Origin of the sequence: Thalassolituus sp. UBA6592, from assembly GCF_002433655.1 — a bacterium.
Lineage (GTDB): Bacteria > Pseudomonadota > Gammaproteobacteria > Pseudomonadales > Oceanobacteraceae > Venatoribacter.
On the sequence record NZ_DJIO01000065.1, the window covers coordinates 1 to 16,514 of the forward strand.

A 16,514-nucleotide genomic window follows, 5' to 3' on the forward strand; every position below is an offset into this window, starting at 1 on the left:
GATCAGGTCTGAACTAATTCAATTTATGACTTTACGTCTGTAATCAAGACATCCCTCAACAGCTTCCCAAATACTCTCTAAGGATTTTTCTGGGTTCTCTATAAAACAGAAATCCTTTGGGATAATCAGCTGTGACCTTTTACCTCCTTTTTCATTATAAATACCTGACCTAAACTTTCGAAAACAGTTGATAAAGTAGCCAGTATTCTGCTTTCGTTTTTCTCTTCCATCTATGGAAATAGGTCCGAATTTCCTTACATGCTTAAGTCGCTTAAAAGATTTAACCCTTTGGACTGATCGCAAGTGTCTTCGCCATCCCCTCTGCTGATATATAGAAGACCCTCTTTTACCAAATCCATTCATTCATTGTTTCCCTTGCAACATAGTGTATCAAAAGCCACTCAAATCAGATGATATTATTAATTGTTATCAATATAACATTTTGTCTTCCAACTGATCACTAAAGCCTTCCTTCCATTAAGACCACACACGCTATAAATAATACCATCAATACAGACTACCAACAGCCTTCTACTCACGATCCGAATGCCTATCACGAACTTCACTTAAACCCAAACTTCGATCTTAAAACCAGCTCATAGATGTCATCCAGACGATAATGGGACTAATAGACTATTCAACGGGTCAATTTTATTAGTTGCTCATAAGGTATGACAGCTTGCCAACCTACCACTAGCCCTCTCAAATTTCCTCTGCGGCATTACTGCACCAGGCAAGTAGTCAACAGGAAAACCCCGGCTGCTTTCACAGCCGGGGTTTCTGCGCTAAGTCTCTCACCAGGAGAGACATATGTTTAAAGCACCGCTTTAATCTGAAGCGACGTTTTTATTTAACGCAATTCAGCAAAGCTCACTGCTCAGGCTGCTGATCCCAGCATACGACGCAGCACGTAGTGCAGGATGCCGCCGTTGCGGAAGTATTCCAACTCGTTGAGTGTGTCGATACGGCACAGTGCTTTAAAGGTCACTTTGCTGCCGTCGCTTTTCTCAGCTTCAACTTCAAGTTGCTGATGCGGTTTGAGCTCGTCGCTGATGCCTTTAATGCTGAATATTTCATCACCTTTCAGGCCCAGTGAGTCGATGCTTTCGCCGTCGGCAAACTGCAGTGGCAGCACGCCGAAGCCCACCAAATTTGAACGGTGAATACGTTCAAAGCTTTCTGCGATCACAGCTTTAACGCCCAGCAGTTGGGTACCTTTGGCTGCCCAGTCACGGCTGGAGCCGGTGCCATATTCTTTACCGGCCAGTACCACCAGTGGTGTATTACTTTGCTGGTATTTCATCGCCGCATCGTAAATCGCGACTTTGTCTCCAGTCGGAAAATAGATGGTGTTACCACCTTCTTCACCGTTGAGCAGACGGTTGCGGATACGGATGTTGGCGAAGGTACCGCGCATCATGACTTCGTGATTACCCCGGCGTGAACCGTAGGAGTTAAAGTCCTGCGCTTTAACGCCCTGCTGCTGCAGGTAAATACCCGCCGGTGATTCCGGTTTGATATTACCCGCCGGTGAAATATGGTCGGTAGTAATGGAATCACCAAACACGGCCAGTGCCCGGGCGTTTTCGATATTGCTCAGTGCTGGCAGCGGCTGATCGATGGCGGTGAAGTACGGTGGATTACGCACGTAGGTGGAATCCTCACGCCATTGGTAAGTCTCGCTATCGGCCACGGCGATGCTGCGCCAGTGTTCGTCACCGGTAAATACATCGGCGTAACGGCTGCGGTACATATCGCTGCTGACCTGGGCCACAGCGGCTTTTATCTGCTCACTATCGGGCCATACGTCTTTCAGATACACCGGCTCACCCTTGTCGTTCAGACCCAGAGGTTCAGCTTCAAGGTCCATGGTGGTTTTACCGGCCAGTGCGTAAGCGACAACTAACGGCGGCGAAGATAACCAGTTTGCCCGTACCAGTGGGTGAATACGGCCTTCAAAGTTACGGTTACCGGACAGCACTGCGGACACGGTCAGATCGTGCTCGGCAATGGCTTTGCTGATCGGTTCCGGCAGTGGGCCTGAGTTACCGATACAGGTGGTACAGCCGTAGCCACTCAGATAGAAACCGAGTTTTTCCAGATACGGCATCAGGCCAGCTGCGGTCAGGTAGTCGGTCACGACTTTAGAACCTGGGGCCAGTGAGGTTTTTACCCAGGGTTTGGTGACCAGACCTTTTTCCACGGCGTTTTTCGCCAGCAGACCAGCGGCCATCATCACGCCCGGGTTGGAGGTGTTGGTACAGGAAGTAATCGCGGCAATCACCACCGCGCCCTGCGGCAGGTCGTGAGTTTCGCCGTTCAGTTCAAAGCTGGCGCCGCTGTCTTCAGCCTGAGCACCACCCTCGCTTTCGAGACGGGATTCTTCATTGTTCTGTGGCACCAACTGCAGTGCTAACAGATCGTGGAATGCGTCTTTGACTTTAGCCAGAGGTACACGGTCCTGCGGACGACGCGGACCGGCCAGTGCAGGTTCGACTGTGCTCAGATCCAGCGTCAGGCTGTCGGTGAAAGCGGGTTCTTCTTCCGCCGGATCGTGCCATAAGCCCTGAGCTTTGCAGTAATCTTCCACACGCTGAATCACGGCATCATCACGGCCGGACAGGCGCAGATAATTCAGGGTTTCGTTATCCACCGGGAAGAAACCACAGGTTGCCCCATATTCCGGTGCCATATTGGCGATGGTTGCACGGTCAGCAAGTGCTAACTGGCTCAGACCCGGGCCATAGAATTCAACGAATTTACCGACCACACCTTTCTGGCGCAGCATTTCGGTTACGCGCAGCACCAGGTCGGTGGCGGTAACACCGGCCGGCAGGCTGCCTTCAAATTTAAAGCCCACCACTTCCGGCACCAGCATAGAAACCGGCTGACCGAGCATGGCGGCTTCGGCTTCAATACCGCCGACACCCCAGCCGAGAATACCGAGGGCGTTAATCATGGTGGTGTGTGAGTCTGTACCCACTAAGGTATCCGGGTAGAGCACATCGGCATCACCCTCTTTACCCTGCCAGACGACCTGCCCCAGATACTCAAGGTTTACCTGGTGGCAGATACCTGTGCCCGGCGGCACCACGCTGAAATTATCAAACGCTTTCTGACCCCAGCGCAGAAACTCGTAACGCTCGCCGTTACGTTCCATTTCTTTTTTCACGTTGTCATCAAAGGCGTGGGAGGAACCGAATTCATCGATCATCACTGAGTGGTCGATGACCAGATCCACCGGAGACAGCGGGTTAATCTGCTCAGGGTCGCCACCAGCTTTCACCACCGCATCGCGCATGGCAGCGAGATCGACCACGGCGGGTACGCCGGTAAAATCCTGCATTAATACCCGCGCCGGACGGTATTGGATTTCACGGTCGGAAGATCGGGTTTTCAGCCAGTCGGCCAAACCCTGAATATCGTCTGCGGTAACGGTTACGCCATCTTCGTGGCGCAGCAGATTTTCCAGTAAGACTTTAAGAGAGCGCGGTAAACGCTGGATGTTGCCGATGCTTTCGGCGGCTTTTGGCAGGCTGTAATACGCGGTGGACTTACCGCCTGTGGATAACGTGCTTCGGCTGTGGAAGCTGTCTTTGGAGCGACTGTCATTCTTCCCGGACATAACTCATCTCCTTATCTCGGTTGATTAACCGACAGAGCGGAGACAGTCAGCCTGCATCCGGCCCTGCTGGTAATACTTTTTAAGTACTGCATTACCGACAAGGCCGTTGCGGGCTTAGTTCATTCCATGTGGCGAACGCACTATTACACTGATGAATCAGTATTAATACGCATGCTTTGCCGCTGCTCTCATCAAGCGCTTATCAGGCGCCCAGCAGAGCCACAGAACGAACCAGAACGGTTACGATCAGAACCAGCATCACCAGCCAGGTAACCATGGTGCCGTACACACGACCGGAATGGGTGCCACCTTCACTGATGGTAAAGCCCCAGGCATGCAGCAGGCGGGCAAGAAGAAATACGATGCCGCAACCATGCAGCAGCCAGACTGGCGCACCATTGGCCTCAGCCACCATTAACAGCAGCAGAACCGGCAGCGCATGTTCCAGCAGGTTAGCGTGGGTACGGATAGCAACGGCAAGCTGCGGCAGACCGCCATCATGAATACCGACATTGTTTTTTAAACGGGAACTGACGACCCGATAGGCTAATACCAACATCAGCAATGCGGATAATGCGACATAAATTCCGCTGACGGGAAACATAGATAACTCCTGAGTGATGGTTAATACTTACGGAGGATACACACTGACGCTGTACGAAAAAACAACGGAATGAAAAGATGATTAAAAAGTCCGGCTTACACAGATACCTTTTACCCTGAATTTAACGCCTTTTTCTTTCTTTTAGGTATTTACATAAGTATTAATACCTAAAATTGAGTGCCTATTCCGGGGAAGTGTTCACTTAGTCTGCGCTGCATACACTGGCGATTTGATTATTCGTTAACAGCGGAGCAGCTATGAAGATTTTTCTGACCGGATTGTTACTGATTCTGGCACTGAACACTCAGGCATCCCCCTCTCCTGACGCCTGCCATACCGTGAATATCGGCGTGGTCGACTGGACCGACCTGCACGTTGCCAATGGCATTGCCGAACAACTGTTGCTGCGCCTTGGCTATAACGTCAACCTCAACGAACAACCGGCTACACCGGAGATATTCGCCAGCATGGCAGACAACCAGATTGATGTTTTTCTGGGCTACTGGACTCCGGCGATGAGTACTATTGCCCGCCCCTATTTTGCTGACGACAAAGTCGTACTGATTAACGACAACCTGCAGAACGCACGCTGGACATTGGCAGTGCCGACGTATCTGTACGAACAGGGCCTGCAGAGCTTCGCCGATATTGCACGCTTTGACGCGCAACTGGAAAGCCGCATTTATGGTCTTGAAAAGGGCAGCAGTGGTAACGCCGCTATTCAGGATATGATTGAGAAAAATTCTTTTGGTCTGAAGGATTTTAAGCTGATTGAAACATCGGAACGACTGATGCTGGCGCAGTTGCGCGGCCGCAGCCGGCGTCAGGAAGCCGTGGTCATCCTCGGCTGGGCACCACATCCGATGAACCTGAATTACGATATCCGTTACCTTGCCGGTGGCGATGATTACTTTGGTCCGGATTATGGTCATGCCACGGTGAACACCACGGCACGACGGGAGTTTGTTGATCAGTGCTCCAACCTGAAACGGTTTTTCAGCAACCTGAAATTCACCGCCCCAATGGAAGAAGCCATTATGGATCAGACCACCAATGGCTTTGTGCCGGTGGATCGTGCAGTGCGCATGTGGATGCATAAAAATCCACAGCAGGTCAAAGTCTGGCTGGATGGTATCACCGACCTGAACGGTAAGACGCCGGATATTGATGGTCTGATTGATGGTATGAAACTGAGCATGAACGACTGAGCCGTTTACGCCAGCGGCTTTTGTTCACCAACTTCTGCCAACACCTTATTATTCCGTCTGCCACTACTCCCACAAAATGGATGAACAGTGGCAGCGTAATAGCATTGAGTATCCGGGCAAACACGGGCAGCATAAGCGGACAATAAGGAAATTCCGCAGGCGGTACCGTCCTATGCAACGACCTATGCAACGACTTTGTGTCCGTTACTCTCTGGCGCTGATGCTGATCTTTCAGCTGGCTGTTCTGAGCGCCCCCCAGGCCCGGGCTTTTGAAGTCCGTGCGCATATCGCTGCCTGTGAACTGGCCTGGCAGCTGGCCCAACCACAAACCCGCCAGTGGCTTAAAGACACATTAAGAGACAGCCCCTTCAAACGTTTTAACGCTGCCTGCCCATGGCCGGATAAGGCACGGGATGAATCGCGCTTTAAAGATACCGGCCCCTGGCATTACGTCAATGTCGATGAAAATGCTGTTAAGGTGTCAGAGCAGGACTGCTCGCGCAAAGGCTGTGTTTTAACGGCCATTGAGGCTATGAAACAACGGCTGCTGCAGGCGTCCTCGCCCTCGCCTTCAACCTTAACCTCAACCCCAACCCCAACTTCAGCCCAGACTGGAGCAGAAATCAGCGGGCTGAACCGGCAATACCGCACAGACGAACTTGAGCCCTGGCAGGCGTTATTATTTTTCAGTCATTTTGTAACCGATCTGCACCAGCCACTGCATGTCAGCTACGCCGATGATCGTGGCGGCAATCGTGCAAAAATTAAATTTAATGGTGAGTGGACTAATCTGCATCGGCTGTGGGATGGCGAATTACTTGGCATGTACAGCGTCAGTCAGCTGATTAACGACTGGCAGCAGCACCCCGTCAGCGACGACAGGCTACAGGGCACAACAGCGGAGTGGGCAACAGAATCTCTGCTGCTCACACGGCGGATTTATCTCGACTATCAACAGCGCAAAAACAAGCAGCAAAAAGAAATCGGCGACCAGTATCAGGCTATGCTTGCACCTGCGCTGGAACAGCGTCTGCAGCTGGCGGGCAGCCGCCTTGCAGCCGAATTGGATGCAATTGCGACACAGGTCACAGCCCGTGCACAGGCAGATTGAACCTTTACCGGCATCCGGGTTCAGTGACATACAGGTTCACCGGATATGAAGCCCAGGCATCCGGACTTCAGATGAATCGTCGCTCTCAACAGACAACGTAAGCAGAAGGAAAAACAATGAAAACATTGATGTTCACCAGTGCGGCAACCGCCGCAATTTTATTGGCTGCCCCTGCAGCTCAGGCCGGCATGGTCAGCACCTGCACCCACGCGGATCAGACCCGCGTTATTGAAGTGGTTTATACCGGCGAGGGCGTACTGCCCTGCGAAGTTCACTACAGCAAAGATGCCGGCACCCAGACATTGTGGAGTGCAACCAACGTCGCCGGTTACTGTGAAGAAAAAGCCGCAGCCTTCGTCGAAAAACAGCAGGGCTGGGGCTGGGAATGCACCACCGCTATCAGCGACGATATGCAACAGACCATCGACGAATCGGTTGCCGCTCCGACAACGCAGGAATCAGAATCTGTTGAGACTGTCAGTGAAGCTGAGATGACCAGCAGCGCAGAAACTGAAGCAGCTGCAATGCCTGTGACTGAAGCAGCATCGGCAGCGCCAGAAACTACAGCGCCAGAAACTACAGCACCAGAAATTGCAGAGCCGGAAGAAAACGTACCGGCGGCAACAACACAGGCGATTGCTGACTGAGTTATTCGCTTGGGTGAATAGAGTGGCAATAAAAAACCGGCAAATGCCGGTTTTTTATTGCTTAAAGCAAATCGATTACAACGCCTTCAGATTAAACGACACGCCCACATAGGACGAATCATCAATATCGTATTTGTGCTCGATATCGGTATCAAAACCATGGCTGTCGTCAATTTCCAGACGCTGACCAACCTGACGGCCCGCTTCCAGCTGCATTTCAAATGGTCCACCAACATCAAAGGTTATACCCGCACCAACACGGAAACCGGTCTGGCGTAAGTAGTAATCACGGTTGCTGTGGCCATCGTCATACACGTGCCAGCTGCCACCGTAAGGGAACAGGCCAGCAAAATAACTGTAGGTTTTTTCCGGGAAGTAACGCACTCCTGTAGCCGGAAAGCCCAGTGTAACTTCCAGATTGGATACACCTTTGTAGCTGTAGCCACCAATCGGAATCAGACGGTCGGCGCCCAGCAGACGGCCATACATCAGACCCAGGCTGTAGTTGTGATTACCGGCATCCCAGGTGTATTGACCAAAGGTACTGAAGGTAAAGTCTTCACTCTGAATATCGTCCAGAGATGAGCGGATGGATGGATTTGCACCAAATGAAAAGCTGTCACCACTGGCCAGTTGCTGACGGAAACGCAGTGGCATAGAAATATCATATACACGCAGTGTCTGATCCATAAAGCCGGTATCTTCCACCTTAAACTGACGTTCAGCCACGTTTACTTGCATCAGAAACATGCTGTCTTCAGGGGAACCAAAAGTGCCTGCTGGTACCGTCAGACGGATATCCTGCTGTTTTACTTTACCGTCACCGTCTTCAAAATCGGCGGATGAAAAGTAGGTGTAACTCAGCGTGCCGGACGGTGGTGCGGCAAAAGTGACCGGGGCTGCCAGAAGCATGCAGGTGGTTGGTAACAGGAATTTACCTGACGTCATCAGGTGACTGCGCAAGAACATATTAAGTACCGTCGCTGAGAAATTTCACGAACGATAGCAAAATAATTGATCATTAATCTGAACAAGTCTGTTACGATTGGCCGTAATACTCCCATTCCGGTCAATAATCGGCGGATTAATTACAGCGACTCATTAAAGATTTAAATATCAGCGGATACAGGCAGTATTTATCTGCCTGCATCATAATGTAATAAAAAACAAAATCCCTGTTAATACGATGTTAATGCTTTATCGCTGATTATGATTGCTCGATCAGCGTGACATCAGAGATGTGATTTACACCTTAGGCAATGCTCTTGCCATAATCGCTTCACAATCGATTCCGCTTTCCAGCGTACCGTAGTTAAAGGCACCATTGCGGGCGATCCGCGAACGGATGAAGGCATCGGCAATCAGAGCGTCACCGTGCTGAATCAGCACACTGGCCTGCAAACCGACAGCAAGTTTATCCACCACGGTGCGGGAGCGATATTCCAGCGTGCTTATATCGCTGAACTCGCCCTGCAGATCCTGCAGAAACTGATCGTATTGCGGGTATTTACCACAGCCTTTTTTCAGTTCGTTAAAGAAAGCGTCAACGACTTTTGGCTCTTTGCTCATGGCGCGCAGCACATCCAGACACTGTACATTGCCGGAGCCTTCCCAAATAGCATTAACCGGCGCTTCGCGGTAAATACGCGGCAGAATGTTATCTTCTACGTAGCCAACACCGCCAATACACTCCATCGCCTCATAGGCAAAATGTGGGGCGCGTTTGCAGATCCAGTATTTACCGACGGCGGTGGCCAAACGCGCGAATAAGTTTTCCTGTTCATCGTTAAGATTATCCAGCGCGTGACCAACACGCATGGTAATGGCCAGTGCCGCTTCACTTTCAATGGCCAGATCCGCCAGCACATTCTGCATCAGTGGCTGCTGGTGCAGATTTTTTCCGAAGGCTGCACGCCCGGACGTATGGTGCATTGCCTGGGCCAGTGCGCCGCGCATTAAAGCTGATGAACCGATCATGCAGTCGAAGCGGGTCATGGACACCATTTCGATAATGGTGCGTACACCTTTACCTTCTTCCCCCACCATCCAGGCAAAGGCACCGCGATATTCAACTTCTGACGATGCGTTAGACACGTTGCCGAGTTTATTTTTCAGGCGCTGAACGTACATCTGGTTTTTGCTGCCGTCCGGACGCCAGCGCGGTAGCAGAAAACAACTCAGACCTTTTTCTGTATGCGCCAGCATTAAAAACGCATCACACATAGGCGCAGAGCAGAACCACTTGTGGCCAACGATTTCGTATTCACCGCCATTGCCGGTTTTTTCATTCAGAGGATAGGCCCGGGTGGTATTGGCGCGCACATCAGAACCGCCCTGTTTTTCCGTCATGGCCATGCCGATGGTCACGCCTTTCTTATCGAAGTAAGGGACGTTACGTTCGTCATACACAGGCGCCATAATTTTCGGCAGCCATTCTTTTGCTACTTCTGGCGCGTGCTGTAACGCCGGAACAGCGGCAAAGGTCATGGTCAGTGGGCAACCGGAACCAGCATCGGCATTCATGTGCTGATAGACCATTCCGGCGCGGGCAACATGGGCGCCTTTTTTATCGCTTTTCCATGGCAGCGAATGCATATCGGCTTCGATCGCCGTACGCATTAACTCATGATAAGCCGGATGAAATTTCGCCAGATCAATGCGCTTACCAAAGCGGTCGTGGGGATAAAACTCCGGTTTATTTTCGTTGGCCTGAAAACCGGCTTCGATCAGATCACCACCACAGCGTTCGCCATATGCAATTAACTGCTCTTCCGCCCAATCCCCGCTGTAGGCTTTTACCCAGTATTGCAGCGCGGTATCGCTGAGGTAGGTGTTAAAGTTTTCCAGCGCCGTTGGCTGGTTAAAAACCGGATGGGTTTCTGCCTGTGTTTTATGCTGCTGGCAGTCAAACTGTTGATAATCCAGCGCTGTAAATTCTGTGTGTTTGTTCATTACCGCCTCCTGATTTTTTTAGTTATCGTTATTCACTTTTTATTTTTAAAGGTCGCATGCTTTACGACTGAATGTTTTATGACTGAATGCTTTATGACTAAACAGTCACCGCAGTCCCCAGTGCACGCATGCACAATGCAGTTAACTGTCTGACCAGCTGTGCCTGCTGCTCGTCGGTTTTCTTGCCATCACAAATATCGCTGTCACTCTGAGCGTCGTCACCATATTCAGCAATACAGGCTCCACGCTGGGTCGACAGCGGACCGACTAATGCTTCAGACAACAGGCCAACCAGCGCCGCCGCACTGATGCTGGCATCCTGCAGAGCAAACTCACCACGCTGCATGCCTTCGTCGATCAGATCTTCAAAAATTTCGGCATAGGCCAGACGATACTTAAGACGCTCCTGTTCAACCCTTGGGTCGACCGGCTCAGCGATCAGGGCGTATGCCAGTTTTGGCCCCTGCAATGCCCGCCGGGCAAATACCGTGACGGCGCGGGACAGTCGTTTAGCACAGGCTTCGTCATCACTTAACGGCGCGCTGGCAGTCAGCACATTAGCGACTTCATGCTCAGTGGCGTAGCGGAACACCTCCGCCACCAGCTCGGATTTATTGGCGAAATGGCGATAAATACTGCCGGCAGCTACGCCGGAGCGTGAGGCAACCGCCACCGCAGTGGCCGCAGCAAAGCCGGATTCGGCCACCAGATCACGGGCCGCTTTCAGCAGGCGTTCGCGGGTCTGGGACTTCTTTGCCCGGGTATGTTCTGTCTCGCGGTAGACCATATCATCAGCACACAAAGTAATCAGATACAAACAAGTGAATCACGATTCATTTTTTATCTCAAGGGCAATTCCGCGGCCATTACTCGGACCCGCTTTGTGCGCATCGGCAATCAAGCTGACGTTATCGCTAGACACCTGTCATATCCCCTCTTTAAGCTTGGTTTAAAATCCATTGAGTCATCTTTGCCAAGAAAGGAATCCAGCATGCAAGCCGTTATTCAGTCCGCCCGTGGACCGTTTCTGATTCTTACCCCGATGTGCGTGCTCGCCGGCGTTGGCGCTGTGGTTGAGCAGGGCATTGCGGTGCAGCTCACTGACCTGCTGCTGGTACTGCTGGGGGCTATGTGTGCGCACATCAGCGTCAATGCGCTGAATGAGTATCTGGACTTCCGCAGCGGTATCGACCTGCACACTCAGCGTACACCGTTCAGTGGCGGCAGTGGTGGTCTGCCGCAGCATCCGCAGGAAGCCGGTGGCGTGCTGATGCTGGGCATTGTGACGCTGGCCATCACCATTCTCACCGGTTTTTATTTTCTGTTTCAGGGCGAATATGGCCTGCTGCCGCTGGGGTTGGCCGGAGTAGTTATTATCATCGCGTATACGCGCCCGATTAACCGCAGCCCCTGGCTGTGTCTGATCGCACCGGGCTTTGGTTTTGGTCTGGCGATGGTTGCCGGCACAGGTTATGCGCTGGGCGCCTCCGACAGTGCGACTTTGTGGCTGGCGGCTCTGGTGCCGTTTTTTCTGGTGAATAATCTGCTGTTGCTGAATCAGTATCCGGATATTGAAGCCGACCGCGCCGGCGGCCGCCGTCATTTTCCGATCGCTTATGGCGTGAAGAACAGCACGCTGGTATTTGCTCTGAACCTGCTGGCCACGGCACTGACGATTGTCATCGGCGTGGCTCTGGGCAGCTTTCCGCTGTGGTCTCTGCTGGCTCTGGCCGGTCTGATTCCCGGCGTGATTGCCTGGCGGGGCGCGGTGCTTAATGGCGCTGATATTGGCCAGCATCCGCAGTTTATGGCTGCCAATGTGGTGGCCAATCTGCTGACACCGGCCCTGCTCGGTGTAACGCTGATTGTGTTCTGAATCAGCTCTGAATACGCGGCTCAGGTAACGGCGGTAATTCTGCGGTTGCCAGTGCCCGCGCTCTCTCTTCCGATACCCCTAATGCACGCAGCAGCAGTTCCGCACAATCGGTACCGGCATCGCGCCAGGTGCGTAAACCTTCACGCACCAGATAAATAGCGCCAAGCACCGAACTGCCGATCATGGTGATCACCGCCGACAGCTGATCCGCACGGATACGGTATTGTCCGGTCTGCACGCCATCCATCAGGATCTGCATCGGAGCACCGGAACCAAGACGACGCAGCGCAGCGCTGCTGAAGCCAAAGCGGCTGATAAAGTTACCCCAGGCCGGATCTTCGTGGGCGCGGCGGATGTAATGACGTACGCCGGTGGCCAGTTTCAGCGCCGGGTCCTGCTGCTGACGCAGGGCACTGAGAATACGCTGGTTCATTTCGTTGGCCAGATGCACGGCAACGTCTTCAAACAATGTCTGTACCGAATCGACGTGGTTATAAATGGTGCCACGGGCAACGCCCGCGGTGTCTGCCAGCTCACTGACCGTTACCTGGGTGGAGCCTTTTTCGGCGAACAGATAGATGGCGGCGTTATAAATACGTCGCTGGGCGGATGTCAGCTGAGGCTGCAACATCGTCTGCTCCTGTTTTTAATTCAGCTATCCCTGACCGGTAAAGTCACAGGGTCCGTTCGTCCGATTACTCAGACGACTATTGAGGGTAAGGCAGGCTGTTTTATTCGACACCGCCTCGTACTGCCGCGGGCGGTTTGTTGAACCTGCCGGAACCGGCAGGTCAGATTTTGTGCAAGAATATCACAGTACGCAGATAGCCGGTGTTATCCGTCTGTGACTATTCAGTAACCATGTATGAGTCAGACGGCGGACAATACCACCGGCACTTCCAGAATCGCGGCAATAGTACGCACCAGATCCAGCTCCACCGGACGCTGTACACCATCGTGATCCATACAAGTTTTCATCGCTTTCACGAAGCGGCCTTTAATGTGCGGATAAGCTTCCGTGAGCTTTGCCAACGCCAGATTGAGCGGCTTCAGGCTGTGATCGCGCGGCTGTAACTGCACACCGCTGAAGCCAGCGCTTTTGGCCGCAGCATCCAGCGCGGCGCGGGCGGCGTTTTCGTTATCGTTACCGTACCAGGCCAGTGCCGACAGGACGGTGGCGATTTCGGCGCTGAGTTTTTCCGCCTTGGCGTGCTTCGCCGCCACCGGCTGTACCGTTTCAAAATGCGGATTCAGATACTGCAGTACAAGGCGATAGAGACACCATTCAAAAATGTCGATCTGACCATCGGCTTTGGCCAGCTTCACCAGCAACTGGCGATAACTCTGATACTGGCTGAGTGACAGCTGCTTCAGTGCCGGAATGGCTTTTTCTACCAGAATCAGACGCTCGTCCGCCGGAAAACCATTCAGCACAGGCAGCAGCCGCAACACGTGTTTAAGGAAATCCATGCCCTGCTCGGCCTGCACCATATCCAGCTGCTGCTGGTGTACAAAGCGTTCTTCCGGTGCCAGTAACAGAGCGACGACCAGGGCCCGTGCGGTATACGTATCGCGGGCGGTTTCTTCCAGAACCTGGCGCCTGGAGCTGGTGTCGGAGCTGGCGCTGTCATCCTGCTGAGCAAAGTCGTCATCGCCCTGCTGGTAATCAATGGCCTCAAAAGCCTGATGCTCATCCTTGCGATCGGTGCCATCACCCACCTGATTCTGCACGCCTCTTAAGCGCCCGTTCATGCCGGCTGCGACAGCTGCTGCACCCATTCCGGCTGCAGTCAGGGCAGCAATGGTCGCTGCCGCGCTGGGTTTATCCGACTCAGCGGCGATCTCTGCATCTTCTGCTTCGGCCTGTTGCAGCAGCTGCGGTGGCAGATACCTGCCATCCCAGTTGGGTTCAACGCGGCGGATGCGGTCTTCCAGAGGCGGATGCGTAGCGAACATACGCATGTGAAAACTCATCGCCTGACCGAAAAACATGTGCGCGGTCTCTTCCCGCTCCGGACTGCTGATTTCAGAACCGGCACCATAGCCGATCACTTTCAGCGCACCGCCGATGCTTTCCGGATTGCGGGTAAACTGCACCGCTGAGGCATCGGCGAGAAATTCACGCTGGCGCGATACTGCGGCCTTAATCAGATTGCCAAAAAAGACGCCACCGTAACCTATAACGATCAGGCCAAAACCCAGCGCCAGAAACGGCACTGTACTGTTGTTGCGGTTATTGCTGCGCACCCGCGCACCACGCCCGGCGGCTTCGAGCATAAAACGGCCGATCATGCCGATGAACAGAATGCCGAACAGTACCGCCATCAGGCGGATATTAAGGCGCATATCACCGTTAAAAATATGACTGAATTCGTGGGCCATCACACCCTGAAGCTGATCGCGGCTGAGCTTGGTCATACAGCCACGGGTCACGCCGATCACCGCATCGGAAGGCTGATAGCCGGCAGCGAAAGCATTGATACTGGTGTCTTCCAGAACGTAGACCGGCGGCACTGGCATGCCGGAGGCAATGGCCATTTCTTCAACCACATTAAGCAGGCGGCGCTCGTAGAAATCGCGGGTCTGAGGTAACAGCAGACGACCACCAAGCGATTCCGCTACCCGGCGGCCACCGCCACGCAGCATCATCCATTTCACCGCACTGGCCCCCAGCACAACGATCAGTACGCCAGCAGTCACCAGCAGCCACTGCTCAATGCTCATGTAGTCGAATAAGCCAAGGCGGCCGGGCATCCCGGTGTACGGGTCATCGGCCAGATAGACGGTGTCGCGGTAGGTGCCGACCAGATTTTCATCCATGCCCCACAATACGGCCGCTAACAGCAGGTTAAGCAGAACAATCAAGGTGATGACAGCGCCGGCGAAGAGAAAAACCAACTGACCCGTGCGCTTGCGGGCCTGATCCTGATGAGCAAAAAAATCCATGGCGGGGCCTGGCTGCGAACTAAATTAAATCCCTGTCCGGCCGCCGGGCGGCAGCCGGACAATCCACATCAGAAGCTGACTTTTGGCGCAGCCTGAATCTGCGCACTGTCTTCAAATTCCAGCAGCGTAGCATCGGTCGGATGACCAAAGGCGGATGCCAGCATCACAGGCGGGAAAGACTGACGGAAAGTGTTGTAAGCCATCACGGCATCGTTAAATGCCTGGCGGGCAAACGCTACTTTGTTTTCAGTGTTGGTGAGTTCTTCCGATACCTGCATCATATTCTGATTGGCTTTCAGATCCGGGTAGGCTTCCATCACCACATTCAGACGACCCAGCGCGCCAGCAAGGTGACCTTCAGCACCGGACAGCTGCTTCATGGCATCTGCCGCACCCGGCGTGCCGGCGGCGGCTTTCAGCATGGAGGCTGCTTCGTTACGGGCAGCGATCACAGCTTCCAGCGTTTCACGTTCGTGCTTGAGGTAACCCTTGGCGGTTTCCACCAGATTGGGAATCAGGTCGTAACGGCGCTTGAGCTGCACTTCGATCTGCGCAAAGCCATTCTGGTAACGGTTTTTCAGGGCCACCAGCTTGTTATAAATACTGATGGCATAAACCACCAGCAAAGCGATGACGACCAGAATAACGATGGTAGATGTCTGCATTTTATTATGTCCTTATCGGGTCCAGTTTCCTGCGGTGTTCTGATAATAGCTGCCTTCTGAGGCGGCTTTTTGCGTCAGTTTTTCACCGGCAATTTTTTCGATATTCACCAGTTCGGTGTTCTGTTTGGAGGCGATCTTCATATACGCAGACTTGCGCTTGTTGTTGATCTCCGCCACCAGGGCTTCCACATCAGAATTACCCGCCACCACAGGTGCCAGGTAACCATTCAGTGCTTCACCCACCAGCCCCATTTCTTTGGCGCTGTCGAGATCCATTGCCCAACTGCTTAACGATACCAGTAAAGCCATCAGCGTCAGTGTGATTCGTTTCATAAATATCTCCGTTTTTCCCGACCTGAGCTCAGAACAGTTCATCGTTTTGTTCGAACAGGTTATCCAGGTCTTTTTCTACTTTGACGCGGATTTCATGTTCAATTTTTACGTTCAGATTAATCACTATGGGTTCTTCCGGCGCCGCCAGTCTGACCGTACAGGCAGTCAGCGGGAGCAGCAGCAATAATGTAAGAAACGGTTTCATTGGGGTTCCTGCCAATTAGGATATAAATCTCAGACAATCACTCTACCGGCAGGTGCCATGAAAGCAACAACAAAACAGTCCTTAATAGTCCGTTCCACGCGTTGTCCGAATCCATCAGCGCCGTGCCAGCTTCAGCTCGCTGGCGCAATCCGCCTGTCGTCATAAGCTAAACTTTGACCAGAAGGTCAGGTATTTGTACACAACCCCATCGACGCCAGAAATCCTCAGAATAATTACTGAGGCCACGCCATTCGTGGCCTGCAGAAATCCACTGCACAGACACAGCTGAAAACCTGACCACAGCAGGTTGATAAATCTGACATTTACCCATTCTGGACTGAC

General features: G+C 52.7%; 14 protein-coding genes. 4 read left to right on the forward strand and 10 right to left on the reverse strand.

What is annotated here, in order from left to right:
* Positions 1-877 precede the first annotated feature (877 nt).
* Both acnA and B2Z72_RS05855 read right to left on the reverse strand, forming a co-directional pair.
* Positions 878-3,625, reverse strand: coding sequence for an aconitate hydratase AcnA (gene acnA, locus B2Z72_RS05850; protein WP_297004362.1), 2,748 nt, complete (start codon positions 3,623-3,625; stop codon positions 878-880).
* A gap of 202 nt (positions 3,626-3,827) precedes the next feature.
* On the reverse strand, positions 3,828-4,229 hold the full coding sequence (locus B2Z72_RS05855) for an MAPEG family protein (protein WP_296980613.1): 402 nt from the start codon (positions 4,227-4,229) through the stop codon (positions 3,828-3,830).
* A gap of 257 nt (positions 4,230-4,486) precedes the next feature.
* Here B2Z72_RS05855 and B2Z72_RS05860 point away from each other — a divergent pair, with 257 nt between their 5' ends.
* The 3 genes from B2Z72_RS05860 to B2Z72_RS05870 all read left to right on the forward strand — a co-directional run bounded on the left by B2Z72_RS05860 (position 4,487) and on the right by B2Z72_RS05870 (position 7,195).
* Positions 4,487-5,437, forward strand: coding sequence for a glycine betaine ABC transporter substrate-binding protein (locus B2Z72_RS05860; protein WP_296980616.1), 951 nt, complete (start codon positions 4,487-4,489; stop codon positions 5,435-5,437).
* Between the two features lie 172 nt (positions 5,438-5,609).
* Positions 5,610-6,548 carry a S1/P1 nuclease gene (locus tag B2Z72_RS05865; RefSeq protein WP_296980618.1) on the forward strand — a complete coding sequence of 313 codons (939 nt, stop codon included), beginning with the start codon at positions 5,610-5,612 and terminating at the stop codon, positions 6,546-6,548.
* Between the two features lie 116 nt (positions 6,549-6,664).
* Entirely contained in the window at positions 6,665-7,195 is a 531-nt protein-coding gene (locus B2Z72_RS05870) for a hypothetical protein (protein WP_296980620.1), read from the forward strand.
* Positions 7,196-7,270: 75 nt separating this feature from the next.
* Here B2Z72_RS05870 and B2Z72_RS05875 read toward each other — a convergent pair whose 3' ends face one another.
* From B2Z72_RS05875 to B2Z72_RS05885, 3 genes are all read right to left on the reverse strand, one after another.
* The gene (locus B2Z72_RS05875; RefSeq protein WP_296980622.1) at positions 7,271-8,164 is read right to left on the reverse strand and encodes a hypothetical protein; all 894 of its coding nucleotides are present in this window, start codon (positions 8,162-8,164) and stop codon (positions 7,271-7,273) included.
* A 276-nt stretch (positions 8,165-8,440) separates the two neighbouring features.
* Positions 8,441-10,147 (reverse strand): acyl-CoA dehydrogenase family protein, encoded by a 1,707-nt coding sequence (locus tag B2Z72_RS05880; protein ID WP_297004364.1) that lies wholly within the window; start codon positions 10,145-10,147, stop codon positions 8,441-8,443.
* A gap of 97 nt (positions 10,148-10,244) precedes the next feature.
* On the reverse strand, positions 10,245-10,934 hold the full coding sequence (locus B2Z72_RS05885) for a TetR/AcrR family transcriptional regulator (RefSeq protein WP_296986270.1): 690 nt from the start codon (positions 10,932-10,934) through the stop codon (positions 10,245-10,247).
* A 204-nt stretch (positions 10,935-11,138) separates the two neighbouring features.
* On the opposite strand from B2Z72_RS05885, the gene B2Z72_RS05890 reads away from it, so the two are divergent.
* Positions 11,139-12,023 (forward strand): prenyltransferase, encoded by an 885-nt coding sequence (locus tag B2Z72_RS05890; protein WP_296986267.1) that lies wholly within the window; start codon positions 11,139-11,141, stop codon positions 12,021-12,023.
* A 1-nt stretch (position 12,024) separates the two neighbouring features.
* On the opposite strand, the gene B2Z72_RS05895 is transcribed toward B2Z72_RS05890, so the two are convergent.
* From B2Z72_RS05895 to B2Z72_RS05915, 5 genes are all read right to left on the reverse strand, one after another.
* A complete protein-coding gene (locus B2Z72_RS05895) occupies positions 12,025-12,654 on the reverse strand; it encodes a TetR/AcrR family transcriptional regulator (RefSeq protein WP_296986265.1) in 630 nt (209 codons plus the stop codon).
* A gap of 239 nt (positions 12,655-12,893) precedes the next feature.
* Positions 12,894-14,969, reverse strand: a complete 2,076-nt coding sequence (locus B2Z72_RS05900; RefSeq protein WP_296986262.1) for a M48 family metallopeptidase — start codon at positions 14,967-14,969, stop codon at positions 12,894-12,896.
* Positions 14,970-15,037: 68 nt separating this feature from the next.
* Positions 15,038-15,634, reverse strand: coding sequence for a LemA family protein (locus tag B2Z72_RS05905; protein WP_296986259.1), 597 nt, complete (start codon positions 15,632-15,634; stop codon positions 15,038-15,040).
* 12 nt (positions 15,635-15,646) lie between these two features.
* Complete coding sequence (locus B2Z72_RS05910) at positions 15,647-15,967, reverse strand: YdbL family protein (RefSeq protein WP_296986258.1); 321 nt, start codon at positions 15,965-15,967, stop codon at positions 15,647-15,649.
* A gap of 28 nt (positions 15,968-15,995) precedes the next feature.
* Complete coding sequence (locus B2Z72_RS05915) at positions 15,996-16,172, reverse strand: YnbE family lipoprotein (RefSeq protein WP_296986256.1); 177 nt, start codon at positions 16,170-16,172, stop codon at positions 15,996-15,998.
* Between the last annotated feature and the right edge of the window lie 342 nt (positions 16,173-16,514).